Source organism: Curtobacterium sp. MCPF17_047 (assembly GCF_003234045.1).
GTDB lineage: Bacteria > Actinomycetota > Actinomycetes > Actinomycetales > Microbacteriaceae > Curtobacterium.
The window spans coordinates 234,866-250,839 of record NZ_QKSF01000002.1 but is presented as its reverse complement, the minus strand read 5'-3'; the positions used below and the strand labels follow the sequence as shown (position 1 = coordinate 250,839).

Here is a 15,974-nt window from a genome sequence, read left to right as displayed (position 1 = left end):
GTGTCGTCCGCAGCAGCGCCGGCAGCGGGCCGACGTCCGAAGCGCCGCGGCCGGACGGTCGCGATCGTGCTGGTCGTCGTCCTCGTGGTCCTCGCCGTGCTCGTCGTGGTGGCGGAGTTCGTGCTCCGCGGCGTGGTGGACCGGACGGTCGCGTCGCAGGTCGAGCAGTCGCTGCCGGACGGCACGACGGGAACGGTCGACGCACACGTGCCGGGGGTCGTCATCCCGCAGCTGCTCCGCGGCACCCTCGACGACGTCCGGATCACCTCGGACCGACTCACGGTGGAGGGCATCCCGCTCGCCGCCGACGTCACGGCGCACGACCTGCCGGTGGACGGCAAGGGTGCTGTGCACGACGTCGACGGCACCGTCCGGCTCGCTTCCGGTGCGGTGAAGGACCTGGCGAAGTACTCGCCCCTCTTCGAGCGGGTCCGCCTGATCGACGGTGGGGTCGAGCTGCGGGGGAGTGCCTCGGTGCTCGGCTTCCGGATCGGCTACGCGGCGGACGGTTCGGTCACGGCGCAGTCCGACGGGCGCGGGGTGACGATCACGCCGAAGACGGTGCGGATCACGAACTCCTCACTGGGGCTCGACGTCGACGACATCCCCGGCGTCTCGGACGTCCCGGTGCCGGTGTGCACGGCGCAGTTCCTGCCGGAGCAGCTCCGGGTGCGCTCGCTCCGGGTGACCTCGGCGGCGGCGACGGTCCGGATCACGGCCGACGAACTGCCCCTCAACGAGGCGGGCCTCCGCACCACCGGTCGCTGCTGACCGGGCGCGTGGTGCCGTGTCCGACGGCCGTCCACAGGCGGCGTCACATGGCCGGGAGGGACGCCCCGGCCGGATAGGATCGGGTCCCGTGAGCGAGAACCCCCTTGCGCCGCCGCGACTGCGGTACCCGGCGGACGCCTCCGAGCTGGTGGACCGGATCTGGCCCGCTTCCGCGACCCGTACCGACGAGGGCATGCTCGCGATCGGTGGGGTCGCTGCTGACGCGCTGGTCGAGCGCTTCGGTTCCCCTCTCTACGTCGTCGACGAGCGTGACGTGCAGTCGCGTGCCGTCCGCGTGCGGGACGCCTTCACCGACGCGTTCACCCGGATCGGGACGCGGGCGCACGTCTACTACGCGGCGAAGGCCTTCTGGACGACGCACGTCGCGCGTTGGATGGCCGACGCGGACCTCCGGCTCGACGTCTGCACGATGGGCGAACTCGCCGTCGGACTGGCCGCGGGCGTCGACCCGGCACGGATGGGCTTCCACGGCAACGACAAGTCGGACGCCGAGATCGAGCGCGCCGTCGCGGTCGGCCTCGGCACGATCGTGCTCGACAGCCACGAGGAGATCGGCCGGGTCGCCCGGATCGCCGCCGACGCCGGGGTGACGCAGCGGGTCCGCATCCGGATCAACAGCGGCGTGCACGCCTCGACACACGAGTTCCTCGCCACCGCGCGGGAGGACCAGAAGTTCGGCATCCCGCTGTCCGAGGCGGTGCAGGCGGCGACCGCCGTCCGTGCCGAGCCCTCGCTCGCCTTCGTCGGGCTGCACTCGCACATCGGATCGCAGATCTTCGACGACAGCGGGTTCCGCGAGGCCGCCCGTCGGCTCATGGACGTGCACGCCACGCTCGTCGAGTCGGGTCCGGTGCCGGAGCTCAACCTCGGCGGTGGTTGGGGGATCGACTACACCGAGGCCGACTCCGCCCTCGAACCCGAGGACGTCGCCGACGCCCTGGCCGTGATCATCGCGGACGAGTGCTCGTCCCGAGGTATCCCGGTGCCCGAGATCGCGGTGGAGCCCGGCCGGTACATCGTCGGCCCGCCCGGCGTCACGCTCTACCGCGTCGGCACGATCAAGCCCGTCACGGTCGACTCCGAGGACGGATCCGCCGCGACGCGCACCTACGTCTCGGTGGACGGCGGGATGAGCGACAACGTCCGGCCGGCGCTCTACGGAGCCGACTACACGGCGCGGCTCGCGCGGACCTCGGACGCCGACCCGGTGCTCACCCGGGTGGTGGGCAAGCACTGCGAGAGCGGTGACGTCGTCGTCCACGACGAGTACCTGCCCGGCGACGTGCACCGCGACGACCTGCTCGCCGTGGCCGCGACCGGTGCCTACTGCTGGAGCCTCGCGAGCAACTACAACCACGTCGGCCGTCCGCCGGTCGTCGCAGTCGCCGACGGGGCAGCCCGTATCCTCGTGCGGGGCGAGAGCGTCGACGACCTCCTCGCCCGCGACACGGGCGTCGTGCCGGTACCCGACGCCGGTACGGACGCCTGAGAACCCGACCCGGAGAGACCCCCACCAGATGATCGAATACCGCAACGTCCGCGTCGCACTGCTCGGAGCCGGCTCGGTCGGCTCCCAGGTCGCACGACTCCTGCTCGAGCACGGACCGGAGCTCGCCACGCGTGCCGGCGCCGGCCTCGAACTCGTCGGGATCGCCGTGCGCGACGTCGACGCCCAGCGGGACGTCGACCTGCCGCGGGAGCTGTTCACGACGGACGCCGGTTCGCTCATCCTCGGCGCCGACATCGTCGTCGAGCTCATCGGCGGGATCGAGCCCGCCCGCACGCTCGTGCTGCAGGCGCTGCAGTCCGGTGCGGACGTCGTCACCGGCAACAAGGCGCTGCTCGCCACCCATGGCCCGGAGCTCTTCGCCGCTGCCGAGCAGGTCGGCGCGCAGCTCTACTACGAGGCCGCCGTCGCCGGGGCGATCCCGATCATCCGACCGCTGCACGACTCGCTCGCGGGTGACCGCATCGAGCGCATCATGGGCATCGTCAACGGCACGACGAACTTCATCCTCGACCTGATGGACCGCGAGGGCGCGACGTTCGAGGACGCCTTGGCCACCGCGACGGAGCTCGGGTACGCCGAGGCCGACCCGACCGCGGACATCGAGGGCTACGACGCCGCGCAGAAGGCCGCGATCCTGGCCTCGATCGCGTTCCACACCTCGGTCCCGCTCGCCGCCGTGCACCGCGAGGGCATCACCTCGGTCACGATCGAGCAGGTCCGCGCCGCCCGCAAGGCCGGCTACGTCGTGAAGATCCTCGCCACGTGCGAGCGCCTCACCGATGCCGACGGCCGCGAAGGCGTCAGCGCCCGTGTCTACCCGGCACTGGTGCCGGAGTCGCACCCGCTGGCCAGCGTCCACGGCGCGAAGAACGCGGTGTTCGTCGAGGCCGAGGCCGCTGGTGACCTCATGTTCTACGGCGCGGGAGCCGGCGGGGTCGAGACGGCCTCCGCGGTCCTCGGCGACCTGGTGTCCGCGGCGCGACGGCACGTCATCGGTGGTCCGGGCGTCGCCGAGTCGACGCGGTCGGCGCTGCCGGTGTTCCCGATCGGGACCGTCCGCACCCGCTACCAGATCTCCCTGCACGTGTCGGACGCACCCGGTGTGCTCTCGACCGTCGCCGGGGTGCTCGCGGCCCACGGCGTCAGCGTCGAGACCGTCGAGCAGACCACCACGGGCGCCACCGAGGGGACCGCGACGCTCGTCATCGGCACGCACCTGGCGCGCGAAGCCGACCTGGCCGACACCGTGGCCGCACTCCGCGGCGAGGACGTCGTCCTGGACGTGACCAGCGTCCTGCGGTTCGTCGGCGCCTGACGCCGGCACGCGCCTCCCGACAGACCCATCCACACCGATCCACCGGACAGAGAGAGAAGCCTGATGGCCCACCAGTGGCAGGGAGTCCTGCGCGAGTACGCCGACCGACTCGACGTGACCGACGCGACCCCGATCGTGACGCTCGGTGAGGGCGGGACCCCGCTGATCCCGGCGCGTCGACTCTCCGAGCGCACCGGCGCGACCGTGTACGTGAAGTACGAGGGCATGAACCCGACCGGCTCCTTCAAGGACCGCGGCATGACGATGGCGATCTCGAAGGCCGTCGAGCACGGCGCGAAGGCCGTCATCTGCGCCTCGACCGGCAACACCAGCGCCTCGGCCGCCGCGTACGCGACGCACGCCGGGATCACCGCCGCCGTGCTCGTGCCCGAGGGCAAGATCGCGATGGGCAAGCTCAGCCAGGCGGTCGCCCACGACGCCCAGCTGCTGCAGGTGCAGGGCAACTTCGACGACTGCCTGGACATCGCGCGCGACCTGTCCGCCAACTACCCGGTGCACCTGGTCAACTCGGTGAACAACGACCGCATCGAGGGGCAGAAGACCGCCGCCTTCGAGGTCGTCGACGTCCTCGGCGACGCGCCGGACTTCCACTTCCTGCCCGTCGGCAACGCCGGCAACTACACGGCGTACTCCCGCGGCTACCGCGAGGACGTGGCCTCGGGCCGCTCCACCAAGATGCCGCGCATGTTCGGCTTCCAGGCGGCGGGCTCGGCCCCGATCGTGCACGGCGAGGTCGTCCGACACCCGGAGACGATCGCCTCCGCCATCCGCATCGGCAACCCGGCGTCGTGGAAGTACGCGCTGGAGGCCCGTGACGAGACCGACGGCTACTTCGGCGCCATCTCGGACGAGGCGATCCTGGCGGCGCACCACCTGCTGTCGGCCGAGGTCGGCGTCTTCGTCGAGCCCGCTTCGGCCATCGGCGTCGCCGGGCTCCTCGAGCGCTCCGACGCGGGCGTCATCCCGAAGGGGGCCACGGTCGTCATCACGGTGACCGGTCACGGCCTCAAGGACCCGCAGTGGGCACTCCGCACCCAGGACGGTGGCGAGGTCGCGCCGACGAGCGTCCCCGTCGACACCGCGGCGATCGCCGACGTGCTCGGACTGGTCAGCGCGCGGTGAACGCCGACCGCTCGTCCGGACCGGGGGAGGGCATGACCGCCCACGATGCTGTACCGGCCGGACGGGCGGTGCGTGTGCGCGTCCCGGCGACGTCGGCGAACCTCGGACCCGGCTTCGACTCCCTCGGGCTCGCGCTCTCCCTCTACGACGAGGTCGTCGTCCGCGTCCGCTCGGAACCCGGCGCGACCGTCACCATCGACGGTGTCGGCGCGGGCGAGGTCCCGACGGACGACACGAACCTGGTCGTCCGGGCCGTCCGCCGAGGCCTCGAGCACGCCGGGGTCGCGCAGCCGGGGCTCGAGCTGCACGCCACGAACGCCATCCCGCACGGACGCGGCATGGGGTCCTCGGCAGCGGCGATCGTCGCCGGGCTGATGGCGGCTCGAGGCTTGCTCGAGGGCATGGTCGACCTGGACGCCGCGACCCTGCTCACCCTCGCGACCGAGATGGAGGGGCACCCGGACAACGTCGCCCCGGCCCTGTTCGGCGGCTTGACGATCGCGTGGATGACCCCGGACGGCCCGGCACACAAACGGCTGCTCGTGCACCGCGGTGTCTCGCCGGTCGTGTTCGTGCCGACGTCGACGCTCTCGACGAAGCTCGCTCGCTCCCTGCAGCCGATGACGGTGCCGCACGAGGACGCGGCCTTCAACGTCTCCCGGTCGGCGCTGCTCGTCGCGGCACTCATCCAGAGCCCGGAACTGCTCCTCGCCGCGACCGAGGACCGGCTCCACCAGGCCTACCGGGCGAGTGCGATGCCGGAGACCGACGCCCTCATCGGCCTGCTCCGGCAGCACGGCCTGGCCGCCGTCGTCTCGGGTGCCGGACCGAGCCTCCTGGTCATGGGCAGTGATCCGGCACAGCGTCTCGACGCCGCGGAACTGGTCGAGCGACACGCCGAATCCACCTGGCGCCCGCTCATGCTGGCCGTCGATCTGGGTGGTGCTACAGTGAAGGCGCTCCCGACGCTCGAAGCCGATCTCGCGCAGGCCTCGACCATCCACGGTCGACCGCCAGCCTGATCCGGTGCGTGGGGCACTCTCTCCAGATCACCGTTCTTGGCCAGATCACCGTTCCCGGTCCGTCGTCTGAACGACGGCCGTTGCACGCTGCCACGGGTCCGGTGGAAACTCTCCGCGTTCTGCGGTCGGAAGGAACAACAGCATCGTGACCGACGTCACCACCTCCACCTCGGTGGAGATCCCCACTGACCTGCGCACGCTCCGTCTCCCGGAGCTCCAGCGCATCGCCTCGTCTCTCGGCATCACCGGGCTCTCGAAGCTCCGCAAGGGCGACCTGATCGCATCGATCGAGGACAAGCGACCGGCCGAGGCGTCCGCCTCGGAGACGCCGGTCCTCGACGGTGCCGGCACCGGCACCCCGGCTGCCGAGGTCGCACCGGCAGCGGCCGAGGCGCCCGCCACGCAGGTCGACATCGCGCAGGCTCCGGCCGCGCAGACCACCGAGGCCCCCGCCGAGTCCGCACCGCGCGGCCGTCGCAGCCGCCGCGTCACCTCGGGAGGCACGGTCACCGCCGAGCCGACCGCTGCGGTCTCGCACACCAACGCCGGGCACACCGGCACCGAGGACCTCCTCGCCGGTCTCGACCAGGTCCGTGCCGAGAAGGACGCCCAGGAAGCCGCCCAGAGTGGCCAGCGTCGTGGTCGCGGCCGCGACCGTCAGGCGCAGCAGGCCGACACTCAGGAGTCGCGCGGTGCCACCGCCGAGACCCAGGTCCCGGTCGCGGACGCCGTCGAGCAGGGCGACCAGGACGCCGTCCAGGACGACGCCCGCCAGGACGAGGGCCAGCAGAACGACCAGTCCGACCAGGGCGACCAGACCGAGGGCGGCGCCCGTCGTGGCCGACGCAGCCGTGGCCGCGGTCGTGGCCGCGGGCAGAACGCCGACCAGGCCGACCAGGGCGAGCAGAAGCCCGCTCAGCAGCAGGCCGAGCCCGAGCAGAAGCCGGCCCAGCAGCAGAACGGCAAGCAGCAGAACGGCCAGCAGAAGCAGCAGGACCAGCGCGACGCGCAGCGCGACCAGAAGCAGCAGGACCAGAAGCAGCCGGAACAGCAGCGCGGCGAGCAGCAGCGTGGCGACCAGCAGCGTGGCGAGCAGCAGCGCGCCGCCGAGCAGGAAGCCGAGAACGGGCGCACCCGCCGGCAGCGTGACCGCAAGCGCGGTCGCGGCGGCCAGAACGACGAGTTCGAGCCCGAGGTCACCGAGGACGACGTCCTCATCCCGATCGCCGGCATCCTCGACGTGCTCGACAACTACGCCTTCGTCCGCACCACGGGCTACCTGCCGGGGCCGGAGGACGTCTACGTCTCCCTCGGCCAGGTGAAGAAGTACCACCTGCGCAAGGGCGACGCCGTCGTCGGCGCGATCAAGCAGCCGCGTGACAACGAGCAGCAGAGCCGTCAGAAGTACAACGCACTGGTCAAGATCGACACGATCAACGGTCAGACCGCCGACGAGGCCGCCGCCCGAGTCGACTTCCAGGACCTCACCCCGCTGTACCCGAACGAGCGTCTGCGCCTCGAGACCGAGCCGGCGAAGCTGTCGACGCGGATCATCGACCTCGTGTCGCCGATCGGCAAGGGCCAGCGCGGCCTGATCGTCTCCCCGCCGAAGGCCGGCAAGACCGTCGTCCTGCAGGCGATCGCGAACGCCGTCTCGAAGAACAACCCGGAGGCGCACCTGATGGTCGTCCTGGTGGACGAGCGTCCCGAAGAGGTCACCGACATGCAGCGCACGGTGAAGGGCGAGGTCATCGCCTCGACCTTCGACCGCCCCGCCGAGGACCACACCACGGTCGCCGAGCTCGCCATCGAGCGTGCCAAGCGCCTGGTGGAGCTCGGCCACGACGTCGTGGTGCTGCTCGACTCCATCACCCGTCTGGGCCGCGCGTACAACCTCGCCACCCCGCCGTCGGGCCGCGTGCTCTCCGGTGGCGTGGACTCGGCTGCGCTCTACCCGGTCAAGCGCTTCTTCGGCGCCGCCCGCAACATCGAGAACGGCGGCTCGCTGACCATCCTCGCCACCGCTCTCGTCGAGACCGGGTCGAAGATGGACGAGGTGATCTTCGAGGAGTTCAAGGGCACCGGCAACATGGAGCTCCGCCTCAACCGTCACCTGGCCGACAAGCGGATCTTCCCCGCCGTCGACATCAACGCCTCCGGGACCCGTCGGGAGGAGCAGCTGCTCTCCGCCGACGAGGTCGCGATCACCTGGCGCCTGCGTCGTGCCCTCGCCGGGCTCGACCCGCAGCAGGCGCTCGACGTGGTGCTGCGGAACCTCCGGGAGACGCAGTCGAACGTCGAGTTCCTGGTCCAGATCCAGAAGTCGGTGCCGGCGACCAGCGGTCACCACGGCAACGGCCACCAGGAGTAACGCGTGTTCGAGTCGGTGGCAGGGCTGCTGGCGGAACACGAGGAACTGACGCAGCAGCTGTCGGACCCCGCGCTCCACGCCGACCCGGCCCGTGCGAAGAAGGTCAACCGGCGGTACGCCGAACTCAGCCAGATCAAGGCCGCGTACGAAGCCTGGCAGGCGGCGGGGGACGACCTCGCCGCCGCCCGGGAACTCGCGCGTGAGGACGAGGCGTTCGCGGAAGAGGTCCCCGGGCTCGAGGGGCAGCTGGCCGAACGCCAGGAGCGCCTCCGCCGACTCCTCATCCCGCGCGACCCGGACGACGGCCGCGACGTGATCATGGAGATCAAGGGCGGCGAGGGCGGCGAGGAATCGGCGCTGTTCGCGGCCGACCTGCTCCGGATGTACTCGCACTACGCCGAGGGCAAGGGCTGGAAGGTCGAGCTCCTCGAGCGCACCGAGTCCGACCTCGGCGGGTACAAGGACGTCCAGGTCGCGATCAAGTCGAACACGACGGACCCGTCCCAGGGCGTGTGGGCGCACCTGAAGTACGAGGGCGGGGTGCACCGTGTGCAGCGGGTGCCGCAGACCGAGTCGCAGGGTCGTATCCACACCTCGACCACCGGGGTGCTCGTCTTCCCCGAGGTCGACGAGCCCGAAGAGGTCGAGATCAACCAGAACGACCTGAAGATCGACGTGTACCGGTCGTCGGGTCCGGGTGGGCAGTCCGTCAACACGACGGACTCCGCGGTGCGCATCACGCACCTCCCGACGGGCATCACGGTCGCGATGCAGAACGAGAAGTCGCAGCTGCAGAACCGAGAGGCGGGGATGCGCGTCCTGCGTGCCCGGATCCTCGCTCGTCAGCAGGAGGAGCTCGACGCCCTGGCGTCGGACGCGCGCAAGTCGCAGATCCGCGGGATGGACCGTTCGGAGCGCATCCGGACGTACAACTTCCCGGAGAACCGGATCGCGGACCACCGCACCGGCTACAAGGCGTACGACCTCGACCGTGTCATGAACGGTGCGCTCGAGCCGGTCATCCAGTCCGCCATCTCAGCGGACGAAGAGGCTCGACTGGCCGCCATCGGCGACCAGGACGCCTGAGCGGCGTGGACCTCCCGCAGCCGACGTTCGCCGCGGACCGCCTCCTGCGTGAGGCGGTCGCGGCGCTGTCGGCAGCGGGTGTGCCCACGCCGCAGGTCGACGCCGAGCTGCTGCTGGCGTGGGCGACCGACACCTCTCGTGGCGCGGTGCAGGCCCGGGCGCTGACCGGGGGAGCGATCGCAGCCGAGCACGTCGAACGCTTCCGGCACGCGGTGGCGCGACGTGTCACCCGCGAGCCACTGCAGCACGTCACCGGCGAAGCCCACTTCCGTGCGCTCACCCTGTCCGTCGGACCGGGGGTGTTCGTGCCACGACCCGAGACCGAGTCGGTCGTGCAGTTCGGCATCGACGCGCTCCGCGCCACCGCGGTCCCCGAGCCGATCGCGGTCGATCTCGGTGCCGGGAGCGGTGCGATCGCCATCGCCATGGACACCGAGGTTCCGAACGCCGTCGTGTACGCCGTCGAGCGGTCGGCCGAGGCCCTCCCGTGGACCCGGTGCAACGTCGACGCCCACGGCGGCACCGTGCGACTCGTTGAGGGCGACCTCGCCGACGCGTTCCCGGAGCTCGACGGACAGGTCTCGGTCGTCGTGTCGAACCCGCCGTACGTCCCGGACGACGCGGTGCCGATCGACCCCGAGGTCCGCGACCACGACCCGGCACTCGCGCTCTACGGCGGACCCGACGGCCTCGACGCCGTGCGCGCCCTGACCGAGACCGCGTGGCGGTTGCTCGTGCCCGGTGGTCTCGTCGTGGTCGAGCACGCCGAACAGCAGGGTGCCGGGGTCCGAGCGGTCCTCGCCGCGCGCGGCTTCCGATCACCGGAGACGCACGTCGACCTCACCGGACGCGACCGCACGACCACCGCCACGCGCTAGGCGGACCTGGGTCGAGCCTCCCGGTCGGCGGTCAGGCGGGGGCCGGCTGGGCGTTCGTCGGGACGGGCGTGGTCTCGTGCGCCGCGACGAAGGTCCGGACCGCGTGCCGCAGGTCGGTGTCGTGCTCGACCAGGACGGCTGTGATGCCGACACTCCGAGCGCCGGCGACGTTCTCCGGCATGTCGTCGGCGAAGAACGTCCGCTCGGCGGGGACGCCGTGGTGCTCGAGCACCCGCCGGAAGACGTCCTGCTCGGGCTTGCGCGCACCGAACCTGCTCGACGTGTCCAGGTGTTCGCCGAACAGCGGAGGCAGGGACGGCACCCACTCGTGCAGCCAGCGTCGGGCCAACGGACCGTTGTTCGTGAGGAGCGCCACCCGGCCGTGCTCCTTGGCGATCCGGACCGCTTCGAGCCGGTCGGGCAGCTCGGTCATCGCGGCGCCGCGGACCCGGGCCCACTCGGCCTCGTCGACGTCGCAGCCCATGGCCTCCTGGAAGGCGGCCAGGTACTCGTCGCCGTCCGCGAAGTGCCCCGCCTCGGCGCGCTGCTCGCTGCCGGTGTCCCACCAGCGGCGCCGGAGCTCGACGAAGTCGTGTCCCGTCAGCTCGGAGAGTCCGGCCATGCGGGTCTTCCAGTCGTAGCGGACGAGAACGTCGTCCATGTCGAAGAGGAACAGGAGTGGGGGCGCTGGCGTCTCGTTCACGATGCCCCCCATCCTCGCGCACTATCATCGTGCAGGTCATGGCTTCCCGATACGACTGCTCCGACCCCGACGGGCTCCTCACCGGGATGCGGCTCGCCCGAGCCGCCCTCGGTCGCGGTGAACTCGTCGTCGTCCCCACCGACACCGTGTACGGCGTCGCCGCGGACGCGTTCAGCGCGCAGGCCGTGCAGCGCCTCCTGGACGCGAAGGGCCGGACGCGGCAGTCCCCACCGCCCGTGCTCATCCCGGGCGTGGCGACGATGGACGCCCTCGCCAGCGAGGTCCCCGAAGCGGTGCGACGACTCGTCGACGAGTTCTGGCCCGGCGGTCTCACCGTCATCCTCCGCGCGCAGCCGTCCCTCGACTGGGACCTCGGCGAGACACGCGGCACCGTGGCGCTCCGGATGCCGGACTCGCGCATCGCCCTCGAGCTCCTCCAGGAAGTGGGGCCGCTCGCAGTGTCGTCCGCGAACGCGACCGGTGAGCCCGCCGCGATGGACATCGACGAGGCCGAACGGATGCTCGGCGACAGCATCGCGGTGTACCTCGACGGAGGCGCGATCCCCGTGCACGAGGGCACCGCCTCCTCGACCGGCTCCACGATCGTCGACGCCACCGGCCTGGCCGCGGGCGACGGCCTGCGGATCGTGCGCCACGGCGTGATCTCCGACGACGAGATCAGGCGGGTCGTCGGGGACGACCTCCTGCGGTGAAGTTCTACCTGCTCGCGGGGGTCATCTCGGCGGTCGTGAGCTTCCTGGTGAGCTGGCTCGTCTGGAAGCTCGGCGTCAGGTACAGGTGGTACCCGAAGGTCCGCGAACGGGACGTGCACCGCACCCCGACGCCGAGACTCGGCGGCATCGCGATGTTCCTCGGCGTGATCGTGTCGCTGCTCTGCGCGTGGTTCCTCTTCCCGGCGATCGCCGGCCAGGACTACTTCCGGCTCGTCTTCGCGGAGCCGGGGCGGGTGCTGGCCGTCCTTGCCGGGGCGACGATCATCGTGGTGCTCGGTGTCGCGGACGACATCTGGGACCTCGACTGGATGACGAAGCTCGCGGGCCAGATCATCGCCGCAGGCATCCTCGCGTGGCAGGGCGTCGCGATCGTCTCACTGCCGATCGGCAACACGCTCGGCGTCGGCTCGTCCTACATGAGCCTGATCTTCACGGTGCTCGCCGTCGTCCTGGTGATGAACGCAGTCAACTTCATCGACGGCCTGGACGGTCTGGTCGCCGGCGTCGCGATCATCGCCGGTGGGGTGTTCTTCCTCTACACGTTCTTCATCAACCGCGTGGTGGTCGAGACGGAGTTCTTCTTCAACCTGCCGTCGCTGCTGACCGCGGTGCTGGTCGGTGCCTGTGCCGGGTTCCTCGTGCTCAACTGGCACCCCGCGAAGCTGTTCATGGGTGACGCCGGCGCACTTCTGGTCGGGTTCCTGATGGCCACCAGTGCGGTGTCGATCACGGGCAACATCGACCCAGCCGCCGTGCGCACCCGCACCGACCTGCTGCCGGCGTTCATCCCGATCCTGCTGCCCTTCGCGATCCTCGTCGTGCCGATCCTGGACTTCGCCCTCGCCGTGGTCCGTCGCGTCAGTGCCGGCAAGTCACCCTTCTCCGCCGACCGGAAGCACCTGCACCACCGCCTGCTGGACATGGGGCACTCGCACTTCCACGCGGTGCTGGTCTTCTACGCGTGGACGGCGACCGTCGCGTTCGGTTGCCTGCTGTTCCTCTTCGTCAACTGGTGGTGGGTCACGGCCTTCGTCGCCGTCGGCTTCACGGCGTGCGCCATCGCCACGTTCGCGCCGCTCGGACGCAAGCGCGTGGAGATCGCCGCGCAGACGACCGCCCGGAACGGGGGAGCCGTGGACGCCAGTCTCGACCCGTTGGACCGCGCCGCCTCCATCCGTGACGCACCCACCCGCCCCTCGTCCCACCCGATCTCTGGAGACCCCTCGTGACCACCCCGAACGGCCTCGACCACGTCCGGCCGGTGTTCCGCCGCATCCTCCTGCAGGGCGCGGTCCTCGCCGGTGCCCTCGCCATCGTCGGGGGTGTCGTCGGCTGGTTCGTCGCGGGCGGCCCCGGGCTGACCGGCGGGCTGATCGGTGCGGTGTTGAGCGTCGTGTTCTGCGGGCTCACCGCGGTCAGCGTGCTCCTGGCGATCCGGTTCTCCGGCGGTCAGATGATCTCCGGCGCCTTCTTCGGCACGATCATGGGCACCTTCCTGGTGAAGTTCGTCCTGTTCATCGTCGTGCTCGTGGCACTCAAGGACCGTGACTGGGTCAACACGCCCGTCCTCGCGATCGCGATCATCATCGGTGTGATCGGTTCGCTCGTCATCGACGTCACCGTCATCGCACGTGCGCGCGTCCCGATCGGCGTCGAGCTGCCGGGAGACCGAACGGACGCTGAGGATCACGGCCCCGCTGCCTGAGAGCCCGAGAAGCCGCACACACCTGATAGGCTTCGGGAGCCCGCTGCCGGAGCATGAGCTCGGACGGGCAAGCCTCCACACCAGTCCACCTCCGCGTGCCATGCGTGCGCGCCCCGACACAGGAGACAGCGCTGCTATCCCACGCTCTTCCCCTGTCCCTCATCGCTGCGGGTAACCCCGTCGCGGCGGGGAGCAGCAAGGCCGCCGAGTTCCATGGTCCGTCGATCAACGAGTTCTTCCCGGACCCGATCTTCTTCGCCGGTACTGCGTTCGAGATGGACCGCATCGTCCTCATCCGCTTCTTCGCGGTGGCCGTGCTCCTCGTCTTCGCGTTCGCCGGAACCCGCGCGCTCAAGCTGGTCCCCAACCGTGGACAGGCATTCATCGAGTACGCCTTCGACGTCGTCCGTCGGAACACCTTCGACAACCTGGGTGAGAAGGACGGCAAGCGTTTCCTGCCGCTCCTCGCGACGATCTTCTTCGGCGTCCTGTTCATGAACCTCACGGGACTCGTCCCGTTCATGAACATCGCCGGTACCAGCCGCATCGCGATGCCGATGATCCTCGCGATCGTCGCCTACGTCGCGTTCATCTACGCCGGGCTCCGCAAGCACCCGGGCACGTTCCTCCGGAACTCGCTCTTCCCGCCCGGGGTGCCGTGGCCGCTGTACATCATCGTGACGCCGATCGAGCTCGTCTCCACCTTCGTGCTCCGTCCGATCACGCTGACGCTGCGACTCCTGATGAACATGGTCGTGGGGCACCTGCTCCTCGTCCTGTTCTTCTCGGCGACCTGGTTCTTCTTCTTCGACGCGGAGAGCCTCTTCAAGTTGTTCGGTGTCGGGACGCTCGCGTTCGGCATCGCCTTCAGCTTCTTCGAAGTCCTCGTCGGGTTGCTCCAGGCGTACGTCTTCATGCTGCTGACGGCCGTCTACATCCAGCTCGCGCTGGCTGACGAGCACTGACACCCTTCTGACCCCCTACGGGACCGACACTCGTCGGACCCGCACCTCGAAAGGAAAACACGTGGACGCAACGACCGTTCTCGCGGAGATCAACGGCAACATCGCGACGGTTGGCTACGGCCTCGCTGCGATCGGCCCGGCCATCGGCGTCGGCATCGTCGTCGGCAAGACCATCGAGTCCGTGGCCCGCCAGCCCGAGCTCCAGGGTCGCCTCACCACCCTCATGTACATCGGTATCGCCTTCACCGAGGCCCTTGCCTTCATCGGCATCGCGACGTACTTCATCTTCACCGCGTAAGGCTTCTCGATGCAGACTGCACTCATCATCGCGGCGGAGGAAGCGGCCCACAATCCGCTGATCCCCGAGTGGTACGACATCCTGTGGTCGGCGGTGGCCTTCGTCATCATCTTCATCGTGATGTGGCGTGTCGTCACGCCGCGGATCACGAAGATGCTCGATGAGCGCACCGAGGCCATCGAAGGCGGCATCAAGAAGGCCGAAGCCGCCCAGGAACAGGCCGCTGCTGCGCTCGACGAGTACAACAAGCAGCTGGCTGATGCGCGTGCCGAGGCATCGCGCATCCGTGAGCAGGCCCGTGCCGACGCCACCGCGATCGGCAACGAGGTCCGCGAGCAGGCCAGCGCCGACGCCGCACGCATCACCGCGAACGCCCAGGCGCAGATCGAGGCAGAGCGCCAGAGCGCGCTCCAGTCGCTCCGCTCCGAGGTCGGCACGCTCGCACTCGGCCTCGCGTCGGGTGTCATCGGCGAGTCCCTCCAGGACGACGCCAAGGCGACCGCCGTCGTCGACCGCTTCCTCGCCGACCTCGAGTCGTCGCAGGGTGCCCAGACGGCGGCCGGAACGGAGCACTGAGCATGCGCAGCGCCACCCGCGAAGCGATGACGTCCACCAGGGCGGTGCTCGCCGACCTCGGCGGTGCCGTCGACCTGGGCGTCGGAGCACAGATCTTCGCCTCCGGGCGAGCGATCGCCCGGGCGCCGCAGCTGCTCAACCTGCTCGCCGACCCGACAGCCGACACCGCAGGCAAGAAGGTCCTCATCGACCGCGTCTTCGCCGGACAGAGCGACGCCACGCGCGCCGTCCTGGCCGCCGTGGCCGGTTCGCGCTGGTCGTCGCAGGGTGACCTGCTTGCCGGCATCGAGGACGCAGCGGTACGCGCCGTGGCCGCCACGGCGGACCAGTCGACCTCGATCGAGGCCGAGCTGTTCGCCTTCGAGACCGCGGTCCGTTCGGACGCCGGACTCGAGCTCGCGCTCGGGACCAAGCTCGGCAGCGCCGACCAGAAGGGCTCCCTCGCGGAGCGTCTGCTGGCCGGCAAGGTGTCGCAGCAGACGATCACCATCGTGTCGAACCTCGTGCAGCAGCCCCGCGGCCGCCGCATCGGCGAGATCGTGCGTGACGCCTCCCGGATCGTCGCAGACCAGGCGGACAAGCTCGTCGCCACGGTCATCACGGCGACGCCGCTGTCCGACGACCAGGCGGCTCGTGTCGCCCGGGGGATCGCGCAGCGCTACGGACGGGACATCACCGTGAACCGCGTCGTCGACCCCTCGGTCGTCGGCGGGGTGCGCGTGCAGGTCGGCGGCGACGTCATCGACGGCACCGTCGCGACGCGGCTCGCAGACCTCCGTCTGCAGCTCGCCGGCTGAGCGTACGGTCGGACTCGTCCCTCCAAGTCCACAACGGGAACTGCCCCGCCCGGCAGCATCACCCTCTCGGAGCCGAAGG

General features: G+C 70.5%; 16 protein-coding genes. 15 read left to right on the top strand and 1 reads right to left on the bottom strand.

All coding sequences use genetic code 11. From position 1 onward, the window contains the following. The 8 genes from DEJ33_RS03525 (at window position 1) to prmC (ending at window position 10,117) form a co-directional block, all read left to right on the top strand. Window positions 1–771: an LmeA family phospholipid-binding protein gene (locus DEJ33_RS03525; RefSeq protein ID WP_111077268.1), complete on the top strand. Its 771-nt coding sequence runs from the start codon at window positions 1–3 to the stop codon at window positions 769–771. Window positions 772–859: 88 nt separating this feature from the next. Then, on the top strand, window positions 860–2,281 hold the full coding sequence (lysA, locus tag DEJ33_RS03520; protein ID WP_111077267.1) for a diaminopimelate decarboxylase: 1,422 nt from the start codon (window positions 860–862) through the stop codon (window positions 2,279–2,281). A gap of 28 nt (window positions 2,282–2,309) precedes the next feature. Next, a complete protein-coding gene (locus DEJ33_RS03515) occupies window positions 2,310–3,617 on the top strand; it encodes a homoserine dehydrogenase (RefSeq protein WP_111077266.1) in 1,308 nt (435 codons plus the stop codon). Window positions 3,618–3,680: 63 nt separating this feature from the next. Then, entirely contained in the window at window positions 3,681–4,760 is a 1,080-nt protein-coding gene (gene thrC / locus DEJ33_RS03510) for a threonine synthase (protein ID WP_110902134.1), read from the top strand. Window positions 4,761–4,792: 32 nt separating this feature from the next. Continuing rightward, on the top strand, window positions 4,793–5,782 hold the full coding sequence (gene thrB, locus DEJ33_RS03505; protein WP_111043900.1) for a homoserine kinase: 990 nt from the start codon (window positions 4,793–4,795) through the stop codon (window positions 5,780–5,782). Window positions 5,783–5,927: 145 nt separating this feature from the next. Continuing rightward, a complete protein-coding gene (gene rho / locus DEJ33_RS03500; protein ID WP_111077265.1) occupies window positions 5,928–8,153 on the top strand; it encodes a transcription termination factor Rho in 2,226 nt (741 codons plus the stop codon). Window positions 8,154–8,156: 3 nt separating this feature from the next. Beyond that, window positions 8,157–9,239 (top strand): peptide chain release factor 1, encoded by a 1,083-nt coding sequence (gene prfA, locus DEJ33_RS03495; protein ID WP_110902136.1) that lies wholly within the window; start codon window positions 8,157–8,159, stop codon window positions 9,237–9,239. A 5-nt stretch (window positions 9,240–9,244) separates the two neighbouring features. Continuing rightward, window positions 9,245–10,117: a peptide chain release factor N(5)-glutamine methyltransferase gene (gene prmC / locus DEJ33_RS03490; RefSeq protein ID WP_111077264.1), complete on the top strand. Its 873-nt coding sequence runs from the start codon at window positions 9,245–9,247 to the stop codon at window positions 10,115–10,117. Window positions 10,118–10,148: 31 nt separating this feature from the next. Here prmC and DEJ33_RS03485 read toward each other — a convergent pair whose 3' ends face one another. Beyond that, a complete protein-coding gene (locus tag DEJ33_RS03485) occupies window positions 10,149–10,820 on the bottom strand; it encodes an HAD family phosphatase (RefSeq protein ID WP_258374584.1) in 672 nt (223 codons plus the stop codon). Between the two features lie 38 nt (window positions 10,821–10,858). Between DEJ33_RS03485 and DEJ33_RS03480 the strand changes: the two genes are divergently transcribed. From DEJ33_RS03480 to DEJ33_RS03450, 7 genes are all read left to right on the top strand, one after another. After that, window positions 10,859–11,533, top strand: a complete 675-nt coding sequence (locus DEJ33_RS03480) for an L-threonylcarbamoyladenylate synthase (RefSeq protein ID WP_111077366.1) — start codon at window positions 10,859–10,861, stop codon at window positions 11,531–11,533. Next, the gene (locus DEJ33_RS03475; protein ID WP_111077262.1) at window positions 11,530–12,783 is read left to right on the top strand and encodes an MraY family glycosyltransferase; all 1,254 of its coding nucleotides are present in this window, start codon (window positions 11,530–11,532) and stop codon (window positions 12,781–12,783) included. The genes DEJ33_RS03480 and DEJ33_RS03475 overlap by 4 nt, the downstream gene beginning before the upstream one ends. Then, window positions 12,780–13,259, top strand: a complete 480-nt coding sequence (locus DEJ33_RS03470; protein ID WP_111077261.1) for a hypothetical protein — start codon at window positions 12,780–12,782, stop codon at window positions 13,257–13,259. Before DEJ33_RS03475 ends, DEJ33_RS03470 begins: the two co-directional genes overlap by 4 nt. Window positions 13,260–13,363: 104 nt before the next feature. Continuing rightward, window positions 13,364–14,224, top strand: coding sequence for a F0F1 ATP synthase subunit A (atpB, locus tag DEJ33_RS03465; protein ID WP_181432868.1), 861 nt, complete (start codon window positions 13,364–13,366; stop codon window positions 14,222–14,224). Window positions 14,225–14,285: 61 nt separating this feature from the next. Further along, window positions 14,286–14,522 carry an ATP synthase F0 subunit C gene (atpE, locus tag DEJ33_RS03460; RefSeq protein WP_058729232.1) on the top strand — a complete coding sequence of 79 codons (237 nt, stop codon included), beginning with the start codon at window positions 14,286–14,288 and terminating at the stop codon, window positions 14,520–14,522. A gap of 9 nt (window positions 14,523–14,531) precedes the next feature. Then, a complete protein-coding gene (locus DEJ33_RS03455) occupies window positions 14,532–15,098 on the top strand; it encodes a F0F1 ATP synthase subunit B (protein ID WP_111077260.1) in 567 nt (188 codons plus the stop codon). A 2-nt stretch (window positions 15,099–15,100) separates the two neighbouring features. Continuing rightward, entirely contained in the window at window positions 15,101–15,895 is a 795-nt protein-coding gene (locus DEJ33_RS03450) for a F0F1 ATP synthase subunit delta (RefSeq protein ID WP_111043791.1), read from the top strand. Window positions 15,896–15,974: the final 79 nt, after the last annotated feature.